Here is a 20,680-nt window from a genome sequence, read left to right as displayed (position 1 = left end):
GATCATGAAGTTATTGTCCCGACACGCCGTGCAGTCGGGCAACAACTCCATGATCAACGCGGGGAAGCAGCCGGGGTGGTGGTGGTTAGGCGGGGGTTACCGTGAGGGTGTTGGGTTCTGGGGACCGGTCCACCTTCACCGTTTGGCCATCGCGGATCTGGCCGGACAGCAGGGCCTTCGCCAACTGGTCTCCGATCGCCGTCTGGACCAGCCTGCGCAGTGGGCGGGCTCCGTAGATCGGGTCGTAGCCGTGCTCGGCCAACCAGGCCCGAGCGGCATCGGTGATCTCCAGGCCGAGCCTGCGGTCGGCCAGGCGCCGCCGCATCCGGTCCAGCTGGATGTCGACGATGGTCCGCAGGTCGTCCCCGCGCAGCGAGGCGAAGACCACGATGTCGTCCAGCCGGTTGAGGAACTCCGGCTTGAAGTGCGACCGGACCACCGCCAGGACACCCTCCCGGCGCTGCTCCTCGGCCAGCGTCAGGTCGCCGATCACCGACGACCCGAGGTTGGACGTGAGGATCAGGATCGCGTTGCGGAAGTCCACCGTGCGGCCCTGGCCGTCGGTGAGCCGGCCGTCGTCGAGCACCTGGAGCAGCACGTCGAAGACGTCCGGGTGGGCCTTCTCCACCTCGTCGAGCAGGATCACCGAGTACGGTCGGCGGCGCACCGCCTCGGTGAGCTGGCCGCCCTCGGTGTAGCCGACGTAACCGGGCGGGGCGCCCACCAGCCGGGCGACCGTGTGCTTCTCGCCGTACTCGCTCATGTCGATGCGGACCATCGCCCGCTCGTCGTCGAAGAGGAACTCGGCGAGGGCCTTCGCCAGCTCGGTCTTCCCGACGCCGGTGGGGCCGAGGAAGAGGAAGCTGCCAGTCGGGCGGTCCGGGTCGGCGATGCCGGCCCGGGCCCGGCGGACCGCGTCGGAGACCGCGCCGACGGCCTCGGCCTGGCCGACCACCCGACCGCCCAGCGACTCCTCCATCCGCAGCAGCTTGGCCGTCTCGCCTTCGAGCAGCCGGCCGGCGGGGATGCCGGTCCAGGAGGCGACCACCGCGGCGATGTCGTCCGCCCCGACCTCCTCCTTGAGCATCGCGCCGTCGGCCTGGAGCTGGGCCAACTCCTCCTCGGCCTGCGTCAGCTCGACCTTGAGGGCGGGGATCCGGCCGTAGCGCAGCTCGGCGGCGCGCTCCAACTCCCCGTCGCGCTCGGCCCGCTCGGCCTCGCCGCCGAGACGTTCCAGCTCCTCCTTGGCGGTGGAGAGCTTGGTGATGTGGCTCTTCTCCGTCTGCCAGCGCTCGGAGAGCACGGTGAGCTGCTCGCGCTTGTCGGCCAACTCCTTGCGCAGCCGCTCCAACCGCTCGGCGGAGGCCGCGTCCGGCTCCTTCGCCAGCGCCATTTCCTCGATCTCCAGCCGGCGGACCGCCCGCTCGATCTCGTCCACCTCGACGGGCCGGGAGTCGATCTCCATCCGGAGTCGGGACGCGGACTCGTCGACCAGGTCGATCGCCTTGTCCGGCAGGAACCGGTCGGTGATGTAGCGGTCCGACAGGGTGGCGGCGGCGACGAGCGCGGCGTCGGTGATCCGTACGCCGTGGTGCACCTCGTAGCGCTCCTTGAGCCCGCGCAGGATGCCGATGGTGTCCTCGATCGTCGGCTCGCCGACAAGCACCGGCTGGAAACGACGCTCCAGCGCCGGGTCCTTCTCGATGTGCTCGCGGTACTCGTCGAGCGTGGTGGCGCCCACCATCCGCAGCTCGCCACGGGCCAGCATCGGCTTGAGCATGTTGCCGGCGTCCATCGAGCCCTCGCCCTTGCCGGCGCCGACGACCGTGTGCAGCTCGTCGAGGAAGGTGATGACCTGCCCGTTGGAGTTCTTGATCTCTTCCAGGACGGACTTCAGCCGCTCCTCGAACTGGCCCCGGTACTGCGCGCCGGCGACCATCGCCCCGAGGTCCAGCGAGATCAGCTTCTTGTCGCGCAGCGACTCGGGCACGTCACCGGTGACGATCCGCTGGGCGAGGCCCTCGACGATCGCGGTCTTGCCGACGCCGGGCTCGCCGATCAGCACCGGGTTGTTCTTCGTACGCCGGGAGAGCACCTGGATGACCCGGCGGATCTCGGCGTCCCGACCGATCACCGGATCGATCTTGCCGTCCCGGGCGCTGGCGGTCAGGTCGACGCCGTACTTGGTCAGGGCCTGGTAGGTCTGCTCGGGGTCGGCGGTGGTGACCCGGCGGTCGCCACCGCGCACGGTCGGGAAGGCCGCGACCAGGGCCTCCTCGGTGGCGCCTGCCGTCTTCAGCGCACCGGACACGGCCCCACCCACCCGGGCCAGGCCGGCGAGCAGGTGCTCGGTGGAGGTGTATTCGTCGCCCAACGGCCGGGCGATCTGCTCGGCGGCGCCGATGGCGTTGACGAACTCCCGAGCCAACGTCGGCTCGGCGATGCTCGAACCGCGCGCGGCCGGCAGGGCGTCGACCGCGCGCTGGGCGGCCCGGCGCAGCTCGGCGGGGTCGGCCCCGACGGCGCGCAACAGACCGGTGGCGGTCGAGCCGTCGGTGTCCAGGAGTGACAGCAGCAGGTGCCAGGGCTCCACGGTGGCGTGGCCACGCTGGTTGGCCAGCGCGACAGCGCCCGTGATGGTCTCGCGGCTCTTGGTGGTGAGTCTTTCGGTGTTCATGGGCTCCCCCGGATCGGCGTTGTCCACTGAGAAGGACACAACCAGAGTTGAGCGTATTCCACTCAACCTTAGCGCGTGACGCCCATCACTCCCGAGGACGCCACCGCCAGTCGAACTCCCCGGCCGCCGGAGCCGGGCCGGGCAGCGGGTCCGCGTCCGGCGCCGTCGAGAGACCCGCCAGCAGCACCGCGAGCTGCCGGCGGCGCAACTGCCCGGTCCGCTCCGGATCGGGTACGCGCACCGCCGCGCACGACTCCAGCAACAACCCCAGATCCGGTACGACCACGTCGGGGCGCAGCCGACCGCTGGCGCGGGCCCGCTCGAACAGGGCCGTGGCCAGCTCGTTGGCGCGCATCGCGTCCCGGCCCATCTCCTCGGTCGGGGTGAAGGTGCCGGCCAGGTGAACGGTGAGCGAGTGCACGTCGGCGTCGACCACCCGGGCCAGAAACCCGGCGAACGCGGTCCAGTCGTCCGGCTCGGCGAGGGCCGACTCGGCCTCGGCGACGTACCGGCGCAGCCCGTCGTGGCAGAGCTGACGCAGCAGGTCCTCCTTGCCCGCGTACCGCCGGTAGAGCGCACTGATGCCGACGCCCGCACGTTCGGCGACGGCGGCGATCGGCGCCTTCGGATCGTCGAGGAAGACCGCACGTGCGGCTTCGAGGATGACCTCGTCGTTGCGGGCGGCCTGGGCGCGGCGACCGCCAAGCGTCTTGCCGGAAGTCGTGGACATGCCCCCAGCCTAGCAGTGGAACGGATCGTTCCGGTCTGCTACTCTGATTGCAGAACGAAACATTCCGTTCCGAAGGAGTTCCGAGATGACCGGCACCGCGATCCGCCCGTTCCGCGTGGAGATCCCGCAGACCGACCTCGACGACCTGGCCGCCCGGCTCGGCCGCACGAGCTGGCCCGCCGAGCTGCCCGGTGCGGGCGACGCCTACGGGATGGGCACCGATCGGGTGCGTGCCCTCGTCGACAGGTGGCGCGACGGGTTCGACTGGCGCGCCGTCGAGGCCCGGCTGAACGCCCACCCCCAGTTCGTCACCGAGATCGACGGCGAGCAGATCCACTTCCTGCACGTCCGGTCGTCCCGGCCGGACGCCACCGCGCTGGTGCTCACCCACGGCTGGCCCGGCTCGGTCCTGGAATACCTCGACGTGATCGCCCCGCTCACCGAGCCGACCGACCCGGACGCGCCGGCCTTCCACGTGGTCATCCCGTCGCTGCCCGGCTTCGGTTTCTCCGGCCCGACCCGCAGCGCCGGCTGGAACCGGTTCCGCATCGCCCGCGCCTGGGCCGAGCTGATGAACCGCCTGGGGTACGACAGCTACGGCGCGGTCGGCAACGACGCCGGCTCGATGGTCGCGCCGGAGGTGGGCCGGATCGACGCCGAACACGTCCTCGGCGTCCACGTCACCCAACTCTTCTCGTTCCCCACCGGCGACCCGGCCGAGTTCGCCGGGCTCTCGGAGGCGGACCAGGCCGCGCTCGGGCACCTCCAGTGGTTCTACGAGAACAAGTTCTCCTTCAACCAGGTGCACAGTCAGCAGCCGCAGACCCTGGCGTTCGGCCTGGCCGACTCGCCGGTCGGGCTGCTCGCCTGGAACGCCCAACTGTTCGACGAGAGCCTGGACGCCGACTTCGTCCTGGCCAACGTGGCGCTCTACTGGTTCACCGGCACGGCCGCCTCGGCGATCCGGCTCTACTGGGAGGACGCGCACGCCGGCGAGCCCCCGACCGAGCCGACCACCGCACCGACCGCGCTCGCCATGTTCCCCGGCGACTTCCAGTCCATCCGCCGCTTCGCCGAGCGGGACCACGCGAACATCGTCAGGTGGACGGCGTACGAGACGGACGTCGAGGGCCGCGGTGACGTCGGCGGGCACTACGCCGCCCACCAGGCTACCGATGTCCTGGTCACCGACATCCGCGAGTTCTTCGCCAGCCTCCGCTGACCTCGGCGTGCCCAGGTGCCCGCACCCGCTCGGCCGGGGCGGGCACCGGCGCGTCCGGCCCCGACGCGCGGCGCGTCCGGCCCCGGCGCGCGGCGCGTCCGGCCCCGGCGCGGTTGATCCACCCGCCCTTCAGGAAGTCGGGGCATCCGGACCGCCAGGACACCGCGACATCCTGAAAACCGAGTCGATCACGGTCTTGTGCGGCCCCTACGGGCCGATTCGCCGGGGCAACCGCGCGGTGCACGGGGTTTCGTGGTCGGCGCGGAGCACGCAGCGACGGCCACCGTCCAGCCGCCGGTCGCAGAAGACCCAGTGCCGTACCCCTTGGTCGTCCTCGGTCGAGACGGTGATCCCGCCAAGGTCGATCCGGGCGAGAAAGGCCAACGACCGACCGGCGGTCCGCCCCAGCATCTTGGCGCGGGCCAGGTCGGGCGCGGATATCGGCAGGTGGATGACGAACCGCCCGCTCATCGCCACCACCCTCGGCCCACCATCAGCGGCGCTCCTCTCCTGGGGGTCGGGCGCTGGCACGGCCGTTTACCCGAGGGGAGCACACGGCCGTGCCAGCGGCGACGCGGACGACCCGGCCGAGGAGGCCGGTTGCCTACCGGGCTTTCCACACCCCGAGTGCCCGCCCCGCCAACACACAATGCAAAGCATTGCAGGACAAGCAGTGACCATGCTTAGCACGCGAAGTGTTGGCTCACCCGCCGACCGCATGGGAAGATCTTGGGGCCTACCAGGAGTTGCCCCATGCCCCGAGTTTCGGACCGCCAACGAATCGCGCAGGACATCCGCGACAAGATCGCTTCCGGCGAGTACGCGCCAGGCGACAAGCTGCCCTCGTTGCGTGAAATGACCGAGCACTACGGCGTGTCCGCCGAGCCGGTCCGTTCAGCGCTGTTGATGCTGCAGGCCGAGGGTCTGACCGAAGGGCATCAAGGCAAAGGCACCTACGTAAGCGACCCGAAGTAGATCCACTCGCCTTTCAGGAAGTCGGGGCGTCTCGCCACGTTGGATACGCCGACTTCAACGAACCCGAGTGGATCACGACCCTTGCACTGCGCCGGGGCCGCCCGACGGGTTGCCGTCCGTCCAAGATCTGCGCTTTGTTCACCAAGCGGTAGCCTTAGCCTGTGCGAGTACGTGTCGAGCAGACCGCCCTACCCGGGATCGGGGTACGTCACGATCTGGTGACGGAGTCCGGACGTCGCCTGGGCGTCGTCTCCCACCGCAACGGCCGCCGAGATCTGGTCCTGTACGACCCGGACGATCCCGACTCCTGCCAGGCGGACATCCCGCTGACCGACGACGAGGCGGAGGCGCTGGCCGACATCCTCGGCGCGTCGCTGATGCTCGGCCAGCTCTCCGGGCTGCGTGAGCAGGCCGCCGGTCTGCTCACCGAGCAGATCGCCATCTCGGCCGGCTCGCCGTACGTCAACCGCAAGCTCGGCGACACCAAGGCGCGTACCCGCACCAGCGCCTCCATCGTGGCGGTGCTGCGTGAAGGCGAAGTGATCGTTTCGCCACTCCCCTCCTTCCGCTTCGCAGCCGGCGACGTGGTGGTCGTCGTCGGGACCCGCAGGGGTCTCGACGGCGTGTCCGCCATCCTCGCCGACAGTGACCCGGACGGCTGAGGCGGATGCACGACTCCACCACACTGCTCGTCGAAGTCGGCGCGCTGCTGCTGCTGCTCGGTGTCCTCGGCCGGCTCAGCCGCCGGGTAGGCCTCTCACCGATCCCTCTCTACCTGCTGGCCGGGCTCGCGTTCGGGCACGGCGGGTTGCTTCCGCTCGCCGCCAGCGAGGAGTTCTTCGCCGTCGGCGCCGAGATCGGCGTCATCCTGCTGCTGGTGATGCTCGGCCTGGAATACTCGGCCAACGAGCTGGTCGGCAACCTCCGCTCGGCGGCGCCGGCCGGGCTGATCGACGGCCTGTTCAACGCGCTGCCCGGCGCGGCGTTCGCCCTGCTGCTCGGCTGGGACTGGGTGGCCGCCCTGGTGCTCGGCGGCATCACCTGGGTCTCCTCCTCCGGCGTGATCGCCAAGGTCCTCGCCGACCTGGGCCGACTCGGTAACCGGGAAACTCCGGTGATCCTCTCGGTCCTGGTCATCGAGGACCTGGCGATGGCGCTCTACCTGCCGCTGGTCACCGCGGTACTGGCCGGCACCGGCCTGCTGGGCGGCGGCATCGCACTCGCTGTCGCGGTGGGCACCGTGCTGCTCGTGCTGGTGGTCGCCATCAGGTACGGCCACCTCATCTCGTCCGCCCTGTCGGCGAAGGACCCGGAGGCGCTGCTGCTGGGCGTACTCGGTCTGACCCTGCTGATCGCCGGCCTCGCGGCGAAGCTGCAGGTGTCGGCGGCGGTCGGCGCGTTCCTGGTCGGCATCGCGCTCTCCGGCCCGGTGGCGCACCACGCCACCGAGTTGCTGTCCCCGCTGCGGGACCTGTTCGCCGCGGTGTTCTTCGTCTTCTTCGGCCTGGTCACCGACCCACGGGACATCCCGCCGGTGTTGCTGCCGGCGCTCGCGTTGGCAGTGGTCACCATGGCGACGAAGACGCTCACCGGCTACCTCGCGGCCCGCCGGGTCGGCATCGCGGAACCCGGTCGGTGGCGGGCCGGCCTGGCACTCGTACCTCGCGGTGAGTTCTCCATCGTCATCGCCGGGCTCGCGGTGGCTGCCGGGAGCGTCGAGCCGCGGTTGGCGGCGCTGGCGGCGACGTACGTCCTGATCACAGTGGTGACCGGGCCGATCCTCGCCCGGCTGCCGGACTTCCCGTGGTTCAAGCGGTGGCTGCGTAACCGCGCGGCGGCCCAGCGGCGGGAGTCGACCCCGGTCGTCGACTCAGTGCACTGAGCTCCACCTGAAGGCCGCGGCCGCGTGGGTCGCACCCTCGCGGAGGTAGAAGCGATGCGCCTCGGTCCGGGCGAGGCCGGACTCCAGGAAGACATAGTCGGCTCCCTGGTCGTGCGCCCACGCCCTGGCCGCCACCAGGAGGCGGGAACCGACACCCCGGGAACGCCACTCGGGGTGCACGGCGAGATCCTCGATCGAAGCCCGACGGCCGAAGCGCACCGAGAGGATGTCCAGGTAGACGCTGGCCACGCCGACCACCTGATCCTCCTGCGATCGCGCGGCGAAGAGCGCGGCGTTCTCGTGGTCGAGTACCCGCGCGGTGCGCTCGACGGCGCGGTCGCGGTCCCAGTCCGCGGGACGGCTGCCGGGAGGGGCGAAGAGCCACTCCAACCCCGAGACGAACTCGGCCTCGGCGCCGCGCCGCAACCGTCGTACGTGGATTGCCATAGGAGCATCATCGGCAACGCCGTCGATGCCGTGAACCCGGCCATGCCAACGGTTGCGGAATTGCTCCTCGCGGGTACTACCGCAGCACCCGACGGCGGGTTACCGTTTCGCCCCAGCAGCCAGGGTCCGTAGGCAGCGTTGCCACACGCGGGCGAGAGCGGAAGGTTGGCCGGTGAGCGTGCAGGAGTCGACGTTCCACGGCTTCGCCAACCCCGTCGATCCGAGTCCGGCGGAGTTGCGAGCTTGGGCGTACAAGCCCGATTCGGTGCCGTTGGCTTCGATGCCACCCGACTGGGACCTGTTGGTCTCCGGCGACCGGCTGGTGCTGACCCTCTTCGAGTTGGCGATGGATCCGACCTGCCCGGCGCGGCGTTTCGCGCTGCACTGCCTCTACATCTACGCGGCCGACGGCATCCGGACGAACTTCCGCGCCCATCCCAAGCGCCGCTTCCGCAAGCTCGTCGAGCAGGCCGAGCGGGACGGCGACGAGCTGATGAAGATCTGGGCGCACAACGGACGGGTGCTGCTGGCCCGCCCGGACCTCTTCGTCTACCGGGACTGGTGCGAGGGCGGCCTGGTCCGCGAGAACCGCCGCCTCGGCTGAGGCCCGGCCCGCGCTCTGACGGCGAACGGGCCGGGACCCCCGCCACGGTGACACCGCGTCCCGGCCCGCACTCTGACGGCGAACGGGCCGGGACCCCCGCCACGGTGACACCGCGTCCCGGCCCGCGCTCTGACGGCGAACGGGCCGGGACCCCCCGTGGGTCCCGGCCCGCACGTCGGTCACCGGTCAGTCCTGCTTGCGCTCGGTTTCGGCTCGGCTCTTGTTGCCGCCGTGGTCGCCCTGTTCGGCGAACCGGCCCTCGACGACCCGGTCCCGGTAGGTCCCCTCGGTCACCTTGTCGAACTTCTTGCGGACGGTCTCGGCCAGGTCTTCCAACCGTTCTTCCGTCTGCTGGGCGACCTTCTTCGCCGGTTCCGCCATCGCTCCCCCTCGCCATGCCGGTAGGTCCGTATTAAGCCGATTGGACCCATATCGACAGGCTAACCGAAGCGGCCCGGACCGCGCCGGGGAATCCGGTGCGGTCCGGGCCGAAGAACAGCTCCGGGTGTGTGGCAGGTCAACGATCGGGAGTACGACGGGGTCGCCAGACCACGAGCGCGGTGGACGTGCGATTGGTCGGCACCAGATCCCGACCCGGAAAGCGGGCGAGGGATTCCAGCTCGGCGACCCGCCGGTACGCGGCGTCCAGCTCCGCCTCCAGCCGGGCCACCCGCTGCTGCGCCTGCTCCAACAGCCGCTCCAGCCCGATGATCCGCTTGACGCCGGCCAGGTTGATCCCGTCGTCCTGGCTGAGCCGCTGCACCTCGCGCAGCAGCACCACGTCACGGACGCTGTACCGACGCCCGCCTCCAGCGGCCCGGCCGGGCTGCACCAGCCCCAGCCGGTCGTACTGGCGCAGGGTTTGCGGGTGCATCCCCGCCATCCGCGCCGCAACCGAGATCATCAGCACCTTGGCCTCGTAGGCAGGGTCACCCGAACCGAGGAACTCGCCCGACATCCCGCTCACCTCCGCGTCCCTTCCACCGGACTAACTGACCCGACGCACCCGCGCCTCGAGATGTTCCCGGGCGGCTGGCGGGCTCTGCTCGGCGAACGCCTCCAGCGCGGTGCGCGCTTCGTCGGACAACCGGGCCGGCACCACCACGTCCAACGTGACAAGCAGGTCGCCGGCCTGCCCGTCGCGGCGCACCACACCCTTGCCCCGGGCGCGCAACACCCGCCCGCTGGGCGTACCCGGCGGGACCCGCAGGGTCACCGCGCCGTCGAGCGTGGGCACCCGCAGGTCCGTGCCGAGCACGGCCTCCGCGAAGGTGATCGGCACGCTCAACGTCAGGTCGTCGCCGGTACGCCCGAACAGCTCGTCCGGCCGAACCTTGACGTGCACGAACAGGTCACCAGCCGGGCCGCCGCGCTCGCCTGGCTCACCGCGCCCGGTCAGCCGGATGCGCTGACCGTCGGACACGCCGGCCGGGAAGCGCACGTTCATGGTGCGTGTCTTCGTGACACCGCCGCTGCCGTGGCACTCGGGGCACTTCTCCTCGACCACCGTGCCGACACCCTGGCAGTTGCGGCACGGCTCGGAGAAGCTGAACGACCCCTGGTTGCGGGTGGTCACGCCGGCACCGTGGCAGACCTGGCAGGTCCGCGGTTGGGTGCCGGGCTTGGCCCCGTTGCCGTGACAGGTCTCGCAGACGCCCGGCGCGCGCAGCGTCAGGGGCAGCGTCACCCCGCGTACCGCGTCGCCGAAGTCAAGTGCCACCTCGGTCTCCACGTCCCGGCCACGACCCGGGCCGCGTGGCGCCGCCTGCCCACCACCCTGACCACCCGTGAAGATCGAGCTGAACAGGTCCTGGAAGCCGGCGCCTCCGAAGCGGCGGTCGCCGCCCCCGCCGCCGCCGCCGAACATGTCGGAGACGTCGAAGGGCATGCCGCCCGGTTGACCCGCGCCGCGGGCGCCGCGCCGGAACGCGCCCGAGCCGAACAGCGAGCGCATCTCGTCGTACTCGCGACGGCGGCCGGAGTCCGACAGCACGTTGTACGCCTCGGACGCGGCCTTGAACCGCTCCTCCGCCTTGGCGTCGCCCGGGTTGTGGTCCGGGTGCGACTCCCTGGCCACCTTGCGGTACGCCTTCTTGATGTCATCGGCCGAGGCGGCCTTGTCCACGCCGAGCACGGCGTAGAAGTCCTTCTCGATCCAGTCCTTGGAACTCACCGGTCCACCCCCTCTCGACCGTCGCGGCCCGGCCGTCTCGCCCACCGACGCGCGGTGGGCGAGACGGCCCGGTCACTGCTTCGCACTATTCCGGGTCCGCGACCGCGACAAGCGCGGGGCGCAGCAGCCGCTCACCGAGCTGGTAGCCGCGCCGCATGACCTGTACGCAGGTCGGCTCGGTGACCTCGGCCGAGGTCTGGTGCGCGACCGCCTCGTGGCGGGTCGGGTCGAACGGGTCGCCCTGTTCGCCGAAGGCGTTCAGGCCGAACTTGCCGAGCGCGGTGGTGAGCTGTTCCGCCACCGTGCCGAACGGCCCGACCAGGTCGCCGTGTTCCCGAGCCCGGTCCAGGTCGTCGAGGATCGGCAGCAGTGCGGCCAGCACCGAACCGGTCGCCTGCTCCTGCACCAGGTTGCGGTCGCGGTCGACACGCTTGCGGTAGTTGGCGTACTCCGCCGACACCCGCTGCACGTCCCGGGTCCGCTCGTCCAACTCGGCCCGGAGCGCCTCCAGCTCGGCGCCGAGCGACGTGCCGGGGCCGGCGCCGTCCACCGGCTGCGCCGGGGCGTCCACCACCGGCGGGCCGGACGGCTCCGGACCGTCGGTGGCGTTGACCTCGACCTCGATCTCGTCGACCACGACCTCGGCGTCCTCGACCAGGCCCTCGGCCGGCACACCGGTCTCCGCGTCAGCGGCGGTGCCCTCCGGCTCCGCCGTGTCGACGAGCTTGCGCTTGTTGCGGATGACGACCCGCTCCCCGTCGCCGGTGGTCGGCTCCGTGGGCGCGGAGCCACCCGGCGTCGACCCGGTGTCGCTCGGGTCGGCGGCTCGTGGCTTCTGCGTCATGCGGCTACCCCATCCCCTTCGCCGTGGACACGTGTTGGAGGCCGACGGTCACTTCTTGCCGTCCTCGTCCACGATTTCCGCGTCGACCACGTCGTCGGCGCCGCCGGACTGCGGGCCCGGCTGTGCGCCGGCCGCACCCGGGCCGGCCTCGCCACCCGGCTGCTGACCCTGCTCGGCCTGAGCCGAGTAGAGCAGCGACCCGGCCTCCTGGGAGACCTTCGCCAGCTTCTCGTGGGCGGACTTGATCTTCTCGATGTCCTGACCGCCGAGGGCACCCCGCAGCTCACCGAGCGCCTCGTTGAGCTGCTCCCGGTTTTCACCGGGCAGCTTGTCGCCGCTCTCGGCGAGGAACTTCTCGGTCTGCCACTGCAGCGCCTCGGCCACGTTGCGAGCCTCGGCGTCGTCGCGGCGACGCTTGTCCTCCTCCGCGTGCTCCTCGGCGTCCCGGCGCATCCGCTCGATGTCGTCCTTCGGCAGCGACGAGCCGCCGGTGATCGTCATCTTCTGTTCCTTGCCGGTGCCCAGGTCCTTGGCGTGCACGTTGACGATGCCGTTGGCGTCGATGTCGAAGGCGACCTCGATCTGCGGCACGCCGCGCGGCGCCGGCGGGAGGCCGGTCAGCTCGAAGGTGCCGAGCTTCTTGTTGTAGGCCGCGATCTCCCGCTCGCCCTGGAAGACCTGGATCAGCACCGACGGCTGGTTGTCGTCCGCCGTGGTGAAGACCTCGGAGCGCTTGGTCGGGATCGTGGTGTTGCGCTCGATCAGCTTGGTGAAGATGCCGCCCTTGGTCTCGATGCCCAGGCTCAGCGGGGTCACGTCGAGCAACAGGACGTCCTTGACCTCACCCTTGAGCACACCGGCCTGGAGGGCGGCGCCGACGGCGACGACCTCGTCCGGGTTGACGCCCTTGTTGGGGTCGCGGCCGGTGAGCTGCTTGACCAGGTCGGTCACGGCGGGCATCCGGGTCGAACCGCCGACCAGGATGACGTGCTCGACGTCGGAGATCTTGATCCCGGCGTCCTTCACGGCCTGCTCGAACGGGCCCTTGCAGCGGTCCAGCAGGTCCTGCGTCATCCGCTGGAACTCGGCGCGGCTCAGCGTCACGTCGAGGTGCAGCGGGCCGGCCGCGCCGGCGGTGATGTACGGCAGGTTGATGTTCGTGGTGGTGGCGGCGGACAGCTCGATCTTGGCCTTCTCGGCGGCCTCACGGAGGCGCTGGAGGGCCATCTTGTCCTGACCGAGGTCGATGCCGTGCTCACCACGGAACGTCTTGACCAGGTGGTCGATGATCCGCTGGTCCCAGTCGTCGCCGCCGAGGTGGTTGTCACCGCTCGTCGACTTGACCTCGATGACGCCCTCGGCCAGCTCCAGCAGAGAGACGTCGAAGGTGCCGCCGCCGAGGTCGAAGACCAGGACGGTCTGCTCCTTGGAGCCCTTGTCCAGCCCGTACGCCAGGGCGGCCGCGGTCGGCTCGTTGACGATCCGCAGCACGTTGAAGCCGGCGATCTCACCGGCCTCCTTGGTGGCCTGCCGCTGGCTGTCGTTGAAGTAGGCCGGAACGGTGATCACCGCGTCGGTGATCTGCTCGCCCAGGTACGCCTCCGCGTCCCGCTTGAGCTTCATCAGCGTCCGGGCCGAGATCTCCTGCGGGGTGTACTTCTTGCCGTCGATGTCGACGGACCAGTTCGTGCCGACCTCGCGCTTGACCGAGCGGATCGTCCGGTCCGGGTTGGTCACCGCCTGGCGCTTGGCGACCTCACCGACGAGCACCTCCCCGTTGCGGGCGAACGCGACGATCGACGGGGTCGTCCGCGAGCCCTCAGCGTTGGCGATGACGGTGGGCTCACCGCCCTCGAGAACGCTGACGCAGGAGTTCGTCGTGCCGAGGTCGATACCGACCGCACGTGCCATCTTCGCTTCCTCGCTTCGTAAGGTTGTGCAGGTGACGGGCACTGCCCGTTGCTGCTTGGCGGACACCGCCCGCAGCGGGCCCCACCACAAGTTGAGTGAACTGGACTCAATAGTGCCACGCGTTGGCGAATCGTCAAGTTGAGTTGAGTCACCCCGACGCAACCCAGCCTTTCCTACCGTCCGGTTGTCTTCCCTTGCATCGGTCGGGCACGCTTTAGCGGTGACGACGCCCGGCGATTCCGCCACCCGTTCCGGCGCGCCCGCCGTCGCAGCCCGCACCGGTCCGCCGGACGCCGCGGAGGAGCCGCCCGCCACCACCGGGGACGACGGCCTCCCCGGCGCCCTGTCGGGCCTCCGGGAGGCGATCGGCGCGACCCGGTACCCTCTCGCGCTGCCCTCCGCCGGCCCCGCCCGGCACACCGCCACGGCCCTCAGCGATCAGCTCGACGACTATCTGCTGCCCCGGCTCGCCCGGCTGGACGCCCCGCTTCTCGTGGTGGTCGGCGGCTCCACCGGCGCCGGCAAGTCGACCCTGGTCAACAGCCTGGTCAAGGCCCGGGTCAGCGCCGCCGGTGTGCTCCGGCCGACCACCCGCTCCCCGGTCCTGGTCTGCAACCCGTCCGACGCGGCGTGGTTCCGGCAGGGTGACCTGCTGCCCGGCCTGACCCGCACCACCGAGCCGAGCGACGACCCGCGCGCCCTGCACCTCGTCACCGCCCCCGCCCTCCCCGCCGGGCTGGCCTTCCTCGACGCGCCCGACATCGACTCGGTTGTCGACGCCAACCGCGCGCTCGCCACCCAACTGCTGGCCGCCGCCGATCTCTGGCTCTTCGTCACCACCGCCGCCCGGTACGCCGACGCGGTCCCCTGGGAGCTGCTGCGCAGCGCCCGGGCGCGCGGCGCGGTGATCGCCATGGTGCTGGACCGGGTGCCCGCCGAGGCCACCGACGAGATCGCCGCCCACCTGGCCGAGATGCTCGCCGAACAGGACCTCGGCCGGGCGCCGCTGTTCGTGTTGCCGGAGACCTGGGTCGACGGGCAGGGGCTGCTGCCCGAGGGCGCGACCGCGGCGCTTGCCGACTGGTTCGCCCGGCTGGCCGGCGACGCGGACGCACGGTCGGCGGTGGTCCGCCAGACGCTGGACGGGGCGCTGGCCGCGCTCCACCCCGCCGTCGAGGAGCTGGCCGACGCCGCCGACGAGCAGGTCACCGCCGCCGACGAGCTGGACGACCGGGTGCGGGCCGCGTACCGGGGCGCCGAGCGCACCGTCGAGCAGGGGCTTCAGGACGGCCGACTGCTCCGAGGCGAGGTGCTCGCCCGCTGGCAGGAGTTCGTCGGCACCGGGGAGTTCTTCCGCACCCTGGAAGCACGCATCGGCCGCCTGCGGGACCGGGTCGTCGCCGCCGTCACCGGTCGACCGGCACCCGCCGTCGAGCTGCGCAACGCCATCGAGTCGCAACTGGTCACGCTGCTGCGCGGGGTGTCCTCGGAGGCCGCCGAATCGGCGTACACGGGTTGGAAGGCGCACCCGGCGGGCAGCGGGCTGCTCGATCCGGCGCTCGCCCACCCCAGCGAAGACCTGCCCGAGCGCGCCGAACGGATGGTCCGGGACTGGCAGCGCGGGGTGTTGGAGCTGGTCCGGGTCGAGGGCGGCGACAAGCGGTTCGTGGCCCGCACCGCGGCGTACGCGGTGAACGCCACAGGCCTGGCCGTGATGATCGCCGTCTTCGCCTCCACCGCGTTCATCCCGACCGGGTTGGAGCTGGCCACCGGGGCCGGCACCACAGTCGCCGCGCAGGCCGTGCTCCAGGCGATCTTCGGCGACCAGGCGGTGCGTACCCTGGCCGCCAAGGCCCGCACCGACCTGCTAGCCCGGGTGCGGACGCTGCTCGACGCGGAGGCCGACCGGTTCCTCGGCCGCACCGTCGACGCCCGCCCCGCCGCGGACGCCGGCGACGGACTGCGCCGGGCCGCCGGCCGGGTCGAGCTGGCGCGGCACCGCAGTGGTCTGTCCGCTGGCGGCGACACCCGACCGGCCCGCGACGAGGAGGGCTCCCGGTGACAAACCTCACCGGCCGGGTACGCGAGGCGTTCCGCGGCGACAAGCGGGTGGACGCCGACGCGCTTGTCGCCCGGCTGGACGCGGTCCGGCGCTTCCTGACCGCGGTGGACGGCCTGCTGCCCGACGCCGAGCTGGTGCCCGCGCACACCCTCGTCGAGCGGGCCGGCACCCGGCTGGCGCTGTCCCGGGACCACACGGTGGTCGCGCTGGCGGGTGCCACCGGCAGCGGCAAGTCGAGCCTCTTCAACGCGTTGGCCCAACTGGAGCTGTCGCCGGTGGGGGTCCGCCGGCCGACCACAGGCGTCACCCACGCCTGCGTGTGGGGGCCGTTGGCGGGTGCCAACCAGCTGCTCGACTGGATCGGCGTGCTGCCCCGACACCGTTTCGTCCGGGAGAGCGCCCTGGACGCGGACGACGAGACGGCGCTGCACGGCCTGGTCCTGCTCGACCTGCCCGACTTCGACTCGGTGCAGCGCTCCCACCGCCTGGAGGTGGACCGGCTCCTCGGCCTCGTCGACCAGGTGGTCTGGGTGGTCGACCCGCAGAAGTACGCCGACCGGGTCATCCACGACAGCTATCTGCGCGAGTTCCACAGGCACCGCGACGTCACGGTGGTCGTGCTCAACCAGGCCGACCGGCTGTCCCCGGCCGAGGTGCCCCGGGTCCTGGACGACCTGCGTCGGCTGCTCGACTCGGACGGGCTGACCGGTGTGCCGCTGCTGTCCACCACCGCCGTCGACCCGGCCGGCATGGTGGGGCTGCGCGGTGCGCTGGAACGGACCGTCGCCGAACGGCAGGCCGCGCTGCGCCGACTCGCGGGTGACGTCGACACGGTTGTCGCCGGCCTGGACGAGCTGGTCGGCTCGGCCCGACCCGCGGCTGGACCGGACGACCCGACGGTCGACGGGCTGAACCGGGCGCTGGCCGGAGCGGCCGGCGTGCCCGCGGTCAGCAACGCGGTGGAGCAGGCGTACCGGCATCGGGCCGGCGCGGCCACCGGTTGGCCCGTGGTCCGGGGTTGGCGGCGGCTGCGACCCGACCCGCTGCGTCGGCTGCACCTGCCCGGCCCGACCGGTGGCCGGGACGACCCGGCGGAGAGCCTGGTCGCGGCGACCTCGGTCCCGGAGCCGTCGGCCGCGCAGCGCTCGGCGCTGGGCCTCGCGATCCGCGCCGTGGCCGACCGGTCCGCCGCCGACCTGCCCGCCGCCTGGCCCGGCGCGGTGACCTCGGCCGCCCGGTCCCGCCTCGGTGACCTGCCGGACGCGCTGGACCGCACGATCGCCGGCACCGACCTCGGCCTGGACCGTCGACCGCTGTGGTGGCGTGTCGTCGGCGGTGTGCAGTGGCTTGTCACCCTCGCCGCCGTGGTCGGGCTCGGCTGGCTGGCGCTCGGGTACGCGCTGCGGGCGCTGGGCCTGCCGGCGCTGGACAACCCGACTGTCGGTCAGGTGCCGCTGCCCACCCTGCTGCTGCTCGGTGGCCTGCTGGCCGGGCTGCTGGTGGCGGCGCTGACCCGGCCGGTGGTGCGTTGGGCCGCCCGGCGCGCCCGAGCCCGTGCCGAGCAGCGGCTGACGGCGAAGGTCGCCCTGGTCGGCGACGAATACGTGCTGACACCGGTACGGACCGTGCTCGACTCGTACGCGCAGGCACGCGACGCGCTGCGGGACGCCTCCAGCCGCTGACGCTCTGCCCGGTCCGCTACCGCTCTCCATCGGCGCTGGGCGGCGTAGGGTCGGAGCATGGCCACGCCTGAGACCCCCTACGACGCGGTGCTGCACGCCGCACGCGACGTGACCAAGCTGGAGTCCGCCCTCGACGCCGAGATGCTCGGCAGCGCGCTGCTGGGCAGTGTCTACGCCATCGCGGAGACCGACCGCGACACCGCCGTACGGGAGTTCGTCACCGGGTTCCTCGCCGCCACCGCCCGCCGTCGGATCGCGGCGGCGACCACCATCCGGCAGGTCTTCGCCGCGCTCGTCCCGAACGCCGAGGGCACCGAGCGGGTCCGTCCGGGCAGCCAGGCGCCCGCCTGGTCCGGGCAGCTCGGCCGGGTGCACCTCACCGGCACCTGGGCGTACGGCGACGTGTACGGCGACCAGACCTCCTACCTCGCCACCTTCGCCTACGACGACGCGTCGGGTGGCACCGAGCACGCGTTGGTGGCCCTGGTGGACCACAACATCGGGATCACCAAGGACATCTTCGTCGGCGGGCCGGCGGAACGGATCCTGGACCAGGTCCGGCAGATGTGTGCCGACGACGAGTTGACCTGGTTCCGGACCGAGAACCCGGCCCGGCTCCGCGGTGAGGTGGCCCGCCACCTCTCGGTGACCGACGACCTGAGTGAGCTGCCCGGCGAGGGTTCCCTCGCGACCGACCGGGCGCTTGTCGGTGCCCGGCTGGCGATCCTGCCCACCGCGGCCGAGCCGACCGGCCCGGCGGCGGTCGAGCCGCTCTCCGCGGCCGAGCGCACCGACCTGGTCCGGCAGTTCCTCGCCGCGCCGGAGGCCGCCCGCTTCGGGCTGGACGCCGTCGACGGCGCGGAGTTGGCCTCCCTGCACTTCTGCCTGAGCCTGGTGCTGGACCACTCGGCGAGCTTCCCGGACGGCGACCCGATGCGCTGGAGCCCCGCGGTGTCGGGTCTGTTCCTGCTCGACTGGGTGCACCGCCGCGCGGTGCTGGACATGGACGACGCGGCGATGCTGCCCCGGGTGCTGCGCGCCTGGGCGCGGTACGCGTCCCGCCAGCGCGGGCTGCCGGAGGCGGCGGCGACACGCACCGACGAGGCGATCGAGGAGATGGTGCCGGAGTTCGCCCGCCTCTACTCGACAGGTGAGCGGCGCAGCCCGGCGACCGCCGCGGTGGCGCAGCTCATGGCCGACGGGGTGGACCCGGACGACCCGGCCGCTCTGGACGCCTGGATCGAGGCCAACCGGCACCGCCTCGCCGACGACGGCGCCTGACGGTTTCCGGGGCGGGTGGCACGCCGTCCGCCCCGGGTCTCACCGCCACCGCGCGCCCGCCTCGCCGCCACCGCCCGCCCGCGCGGCTGCCACCGCGCCCGGCGGCGGCTTGGTCGGCGGCGGAGGCCGGTCAGCGCAGCGCGCCGAAGACCACCGCGGCGATCAGCGCGCCGAGCACACCACCGGCGAGCACCTGCGCCACCGTGTGGTCCCTGAGCCGCACCCTGGACCAGCCGACAAGCACCAGCAGCGGTGCGGCGACGACCAGCCGCGTCCCGAAGGTCAGCATCAGGATGACGAGTGTGCCGGCGGCCACCGCCGAGTGGATCGACATCTTCCACCAGTGGCTCACCGACACGGTGACCACGAGACCGACGAGCCCGGCCACGGCAAGCGCCAGCACCGGGCGGGGGGCGCCGAGCACGACGAGCAGGGCGAGCCCCGCCGTCACCGAGGCGAGGCCGACCAGCAGCGGCGCCCGGCGCTGCTCCCGGCGGCCGACGTGGTGGTCGGTGAGGCGGCCACGGCGTACCCCGCCGACGACGTAGGCGAACGGAATGCCGATGACGAAGAGCGTGGCGAGCAGACCCCAGATCAGGCCCTGACCCGGCCGGCGTGCGCTGTGCCAGCTCACGGTGACGATCAGCAGCGACACGAGCACGGCCGGCGCGCTCACCTCGGTGACCAGCCGGGCGACCCGCAGCCCCGGGCCGGGCCGGGTGACGACCGGGCGGAGTCTCGCGCCGCCGCCCACGCCACCCCCTCCGGTACGTGCCTGACGCCGGCACACCGCCGGCACCGGATGGGTCACGCCTGAGGGTCACCGTACCGTCGCGGCGGTAAACGGTGGGATGCGTTGGTCAGGCCACCGGGGAACGATCGCCCGATGGCATCGACGAGACGCCGGTGGGCGCCGGGACCGCTGGGCCGGGCTGGCTGGTCGGTGTGGCCGGGGCGGCGGTCGGCCCAGGGATGGTGACCGGCGCAGACGGCGCCCTGGTCGGCACGGCGGTCGCGGTGAGGGCGTCCGTCGGCGTCGGGCGCGGGCGCGAGCTTGGGGTCGGGTCGATGGTCGGCGTCGGGTCCGACGGGTCCGACGTCGGCGTCGGGTCGGACGGGTCCGACGTCGGCGTCGGGTCGGACGGGTCCGACGTCGGCGTCGGGTCGGACGGGTCCATGGTCGGCGTCGGTTCCGACGTGGGCGTCGGGTCCGTCGTCGGTGACGGGTCCAGCGTCGGGGTCGGCTCGGGATCCGTCGGGTCGGGATCGGTGGGGTCGGGGTCGGGGTAGGGGTCGGTCGGCTCGGAGTCCGGAGGGTCGGTCGGCGGACCGGGCGGGGGGACGGCGGGCCAGGTGCCGCGGGTGGGCTTCGGCGCCAGCGGCGGGTAGGTCGCCGGCCGGCCGGGCCCGGGGCCGGTCACGGTCTCCGAGGCGGGCCGGTCCGAGGTACGCCGGGGAGCGGCGGGCAGCCAGCCACTTGTCGGGCCGACGCTGGGGGTGCCGGGTGGCGGGAGTGCCGGCTGGCTGGTCATCGGCATCGGGATCACCACCGGCCCAATCGACGGGGTCGGGATGAACGGGGTGCTGTTGTCGGGCAGCGCGGTGCTGCCCGGGGTGGCCGAGCCCGCGCTGATGGCGGCGAGGATGGGCATCGACGCGGTGCCGGCCAGCAGCGCGACGGTGAGCAGGTAACCACGGGTGGGGCCGCCCGCGCCGGGGGCGCGGTGGACGCCGACCACGCGGCGGTAGCCACCGGCGGACCGATGCCGGCCGAGTGCTGGTGTGCCGGGACCGTCACCTGGCTCGTGCACCACACACCCCTTGTCGTCGGCCGTCGGAGGACACCTGTGGACGCCGCGCGAACGCCTGGCCGCCACCGCCGCCGGGCTTCGCCGCCGTCAGCCACAAAGCCGGCATATAACCCGACAAACGTGATCCTGCGGGAATCAGCCTGACCCAGTTACCCTCCGTCAGCCAACCTCCACGGCGTGTCGACACGCCGGGCTGACCGAACCGTGACGAATCATCGCCGGAACGCCTCGGAACGGCAGGCCGGCAGGAGGGCGACAAACAGCGGCAAAGGGTGGGCGGTCGGAATCCGGGGCGGGCGTACTGTGGGCGCGCTCACCTGCTCTGCGAATATGGAGCACGACGGCAACGCAGCCGTGACCTCCGCGCACCCACGCGGCA

The 20,680-nt window shown here is 72.2% G+C and carries 19 protein-coding genes; 8 read left to right on the top strand and 11 right to left on the bottom strand.

Going from position 1 to position 20,680, the window contains the following annotated elements; all coding sequences use genetic code 11:
- Positions 1-85: 85 nt before the first annotated feature.
- Together clpB and ACGFH8_RS08585 are read right to left on the bottom strand one after the other, a co-directional pair.
- Positions 86-2,677: an ATP-dependent chaperone ClpB gene (gene clpB / locus ACGFH8_RS08590; protein ID WP_393365296.1), complete on the bottom strand. Its 2,592-nt coding sequence runs from the start codon at positions 2,675-2,677 to the stop codon at positions 86-88.
- An 85-nt stretch (positions 2,678-2,762) separates the two neighbouring features.
- The gene (locus ACGFH8_RS08585) at positions 2,763-3,407 is read right to left on the bottom strand and encodes a TetR/AcrR family transcriptional regulator (RefSeq protein WP_393365294.1); all 645 of its coding nucleotides are present in this window, start codon (positions 3,405-3,407) and stop codon (positions 2,763-2,765) included.
- An 85-nt stretch (positions 3,408-3,492) separates the two neighbouring features.
- Here ACGFH8_RS08585 and ACGFH8_RS08580 point away from each other — a divergent pair, with 85 nt between their 5' ends.
- On the top strand, positions 3,493-4,629 hold the full coding sequence (locus ACGFH8_RS08580; RefSeq protein WP_393365292.1) for an epoxide hydrolase family protein: 1,137 nt from the start codon (positions 3,493-3,495) through the stop codon (positions 4,627-4,629).
- A 207-nt stretch (positions 4,630-4,836) separates the two neighbouring features.
- Here the strand turns inward: ACGFH8_RS08580 and ACGFH8_RS08575 are convergent, their stop codons facing one another.
- Complete coding sequence (locus ACGFH8_RS08575; protein ID WP_393365290.1) at positions 4,837-5,100, bottom strand: hypothetical protein; 264 nt, start codon at positions 5,098-5,100, stop codon at positions 4,837-4,839.
- Positions 5,101-5,382: 282 nt separating this feature from the next.
- Here ACGFH8_RS08575 and ACGFH8_RS08570 point away from each other — a divergent pair, with 282 nt between their 5' ends.
- The 3 genes from ACGFH8_RS08570 (at position 5,383) to ACGFH8_RS08560 (ending at position 7,486) form a co-directional block, all read left to right on the top strand.
- A complete protein-coding gene (locus ACGFH8_RS08570) occupies positions 5,383-5,604 on the top strand; it encodes a winged helix-turn-helix domain-containing protein (RefSeq protein ID WP_393365288.1) in 222 nt (73 codons plus the stop codon).
- 161 nt (positions 5,605-5,765) lie between these two features.
- Positions 5,766-6,266 (top strand): cation:proton antiporter regulatory subunit, encoded by a 501-nt coding sequence (locus ACGFH8_RS08565; protein WP_393365287.1) that lies wholly within the window; start codon positions 5,766-5,768, stop codon positions 6,264-6,266.
- Between the two features lie 5 nt (positions 6,267-6,271).
- Positions 6,272-7,486 carry a cation:proton antiporter gene (locus ACGFH8_RS08560; RefSeq protein WP_393365285.1) on the top strand — a complete coding sequence of 405 codons (1,215 nt, stop codon included), beginning with the start codon at positions 6,272-6,274 and terminating at the stop codon, positions 7,484-7,486.
- Here ACGFH8_RS08560 and ACGFH8_RS08555 read toward each other — a convergent pair.
- Positions 7,475-7,933: a GNAT family N-acetyltransferase gene (locus ACGFH8_RS08555; RefSeq protein ID WP_393365283.1), complete on the bottom strand. Its 459-nt coding sequence runs from the start codon at positions 7,931-7,933 to the stop codon at positions 7,475-7,477. The genes ACGFH8_RS08560 and ACGFH8_RS08555 overlap by 12 nt on opposite strands.
- A gap of 172 nt (positions 7,934-8,105) precedes the next feature.
- Here ACGFH8_RS08555 and ACGFH8_RS08550 point away from each other — a divergent pair, with 172 nt between their 5' ends.
- Positions 8,106-8,537, top strand: coding sequence for a hypothetical protein (locus ACGFH8_RS08550; RefSeq protein WP_357809076.1), 432 nt, complete (start codon positions 8,106-8,108; stop codon positions 8,535-8,537).
- Positions 8,538-8,723: 186 nt separating this feature from the next.
- Here ACGFH8_RS08550 and ACGFH8_RS08545 read toward each other — a convergent pair whose 3' ends face one another.
- The 5 genes from ACGFH8_RS08545 to dnaK form a co-directional block, all read right to left on the bottom strand.
- Positions 8,724-8,918, bottom strand: coding sequence for a hypothetical protein (locus ACGFH8_RS08545; RefSeq protein WP_393365281.1), 195 nt, complete (start codon positions 8,916-8,918; stop codon positions 8,724-8,726).
- Between the two features lie 136 nt (positions 8,919-9,054).
- The gene (locus tag ACGFH8_RS08540) at positions 9,055-9,495 is read right to left on the bottom strand and encodes a heat shock protein transcriptional repressor HspR (RefSeq protein WP_030332087.1); all 441 of its coding nucleotides are present in this window, start codon (positions 9,493-9,495) and stop codon (positions 9,055-9,057) included.
- A 30-nt stretch (positions 9,496-9,525) separates the two neighbouring features.
- On the bottom strand, positions 9,526-10,710 hold the full coding sequence (gene dnaJ / locus ACGFH8_RS08535) for a molecular chaperone DnaJ (protein WP_393365280.1): 1,185 nt from the start codon (positions 10,708-10,710) through the stop codon (positions 9,526-9,528).
- A gap of 85 nt (positions 10,711-10,795) precedes the next feature.
- Positions 10,796-11,554 (bottom strand): nucleotide exchange factor GrpE, encoded by a 759-nt coding sequence (gene grpE, locus ACGFH8_RS08530; RefSeq protein ID WP_393365278.1) that lies wholly within the window; start codon positions 11,552-11,554, stop codon positions 10,796-10,798.
- 48 nt (positions 11,555-11,602) lie between these two features.
- The gene (gene dnaK / locus ACGFH8_RS08525; RefSeq protein ID WP_393365276.1) at positions 11,603-13,465 is read right to left on the bottom strand and encodes a molecular chaperone DnaK; all 1,863 of its coding nucleotides are present in this window, start codon (positions 13,463-13,465) and stop codon (positions 11,603-11,605) included.
- Positions 13,466-13,685: 220 nt separating this feature from the next.
- Between dnaK and ACGFH8_RS08520 the strand changes: the two genes are divergently transcribed.
- From ACGFH8_RS08520 to ACGFH8_RS08510, 3 genes are read left to right on the top strand one after another with little or no spacing between them, the layout of a single operon-like run.
- Complete coding sequence (locus ACGFH8_RS08520; RefSeq protein ID WP_393365274.1) at positions 13,686-15,527, top strand: ABC transporter; 1,842 nt, start codon at positions 13,686-13,688, stop codon at positions 15,525-15,527.
- Entirely contained in the window at positions 15,524-17,209 is a 1,686-nt protein-coding gene (locus tag ACGFH8_RS08515; RefSeq protein ID WP_393365272.1) for a GTPase, read from the top strand. The genes ACGFH8_RS08520 and ACGFH8_RS08515 overlap by 4 nt, the downstream gene beginning before the upstream one ends.
- 57 nt (positions 17,210-17,266) lie before the next feature.
- Positions 17,267-18,490: a hypothetical protein gene (locus ACGFH8_RS08510; protein WP_393365270.1), complete on the top strand. Its 1,224-nt coding sequence runs from the start codon at positions 17,267-17,269 to the stop codon at positions 18,488-18,490.
- A 130-nt stretch (positions 18,491-18,620) separates the two neighbouring features.
- Here the strand turns inward: ACGFH8_RS08510 and ACGFH8_RS08505 are convergent, their stop codons facing one another.
- Both ACGFH8_RS08505 and ACGFH8_RS08500 read right to left on the bottom strand, forming a co-directional pair.
- A complete protein-coding gene (locus tag ACGFH8_RS08505; protein WP_393365268.1) occupies positions 18,621-19,301 on the bottom strand; it encodes a phosphatase PAP2 family protein in 681 nt (226 codons plus the stop codon).
- Positions 19,302-19,350: 49 nt separating this feature from the next.
- The gene (locus ACGFH8_RS08500; RefSeq protein WP_393365266.1) at positions 19,351-20,301 is read right to left on the bottom strand and encodes a hypothetical protein; all 951 of its coding nucleotides are present in this window, start codon (positions 20,299-20,301) and stop codon (positions 19,351-19,353) included.
- Positions 20,302-20,680 lie beyond the last annotated feature (379 nt).

This window comes from Micromonospora sp. NPDC049175, from assembly GCF_043197345.1.
Taxonomy (GTDB): Bacteria; Actinomycetota; Actinomycetes; order Mycobacteriales; family Micromonosporaceae; genus Micromonospora.
The sequence above is the reverse complement of the archived record's forward strand: the minus strand, read 5'-3'. Positions and strand labels throughout refer to the sequence as shown.

Bases quoted from the DNA above. Each gene is read 5' to 3' on its own strand.
- clpB (WP_393365296.1), bottom strand. From the start codon at position 2,677: ATGAACACCGAAAGACTCACCACCAAGAGCCGCGAGACCATCACGGGC.
- ACGFH8_RS08585 (WP_393365294.1), bottom strand. From the start codon at position 3,407: ATGTCCACGACTTCCGGCAAGACGCTTGGCGGTCGCCGCGCCCAGGCC.
- ACGFH8_RS08580 (WP_393365292.1), top strand. From the start codon at position 3,493: ATGACCGGCACCGCGATCCGCCCGTTCCGCGTGGAGATCCCGCAGACC.
- ACGFH8_RS08575 (WP_393365290.1), bottom strand. From the start codon at position 5,100: ATGAGCGGGCGGTTCGTCATCCACCTGCCGATATCCGCGCCCGACCTG.
- ACGFH8_RS08570 (WP_393365288.1), top strand. From the start codon at position 5,383: ATGCCCCGAGTTTCGGACCGCCAACGAATCGCGCAGGACATCCGCGAC.
- ACGFH8_RS08560 (WP_393365285.1), top strand. From the start codon at position 6,272: ATGCACGACTCCACCACACTGCTCGTCGAAGTCGGCGCGCTGCTGCTG.
- ACGFH8_RS08555 (WP_393365283.1), bottom strand. From the start codon at position 7,933: ATGGCAATCCACGTACGACGGTTGCGGCGCGGCGCCGAGGCCGAGTTC.
- ACGFH8_RS08545 (WP_393365281.1), bottom strand. From the start codon at position 8,918: ATGGCGGAACCGGCGAAGAAGGTCGCCCAGCAGACGGAAGAACGGTTG.
- ACGFH8_RS08540 (WP_030332087.1), bottom strand. From the start codon at position 9,495: ATGTCGGGCGAGTTCCTCGGTTCGGGTGACCCTGCCTACGAGGCCAAG.
- grpE (WP_393365278.1), bottom strand. From the start codon at position 11,554: ATGACGCAGAAGCCACGAGCCGCCGACCCGAGCGACACCGGGTCGACG.
- dnaK (WP_393365276.1), bottom strand. From the start codon at position 13,465: ATGGCACGTGCGGTCGGTATCGACCTCGGCACGACGAACTCCTGCGTC.
- ACGFH8_RS08510 (WP_393365270.1), top strand. From the start codon at position 17,267: ATGGCCACGCCTGAGACCCCCTACGACGCGGTGCTGCACGCCGCACGC.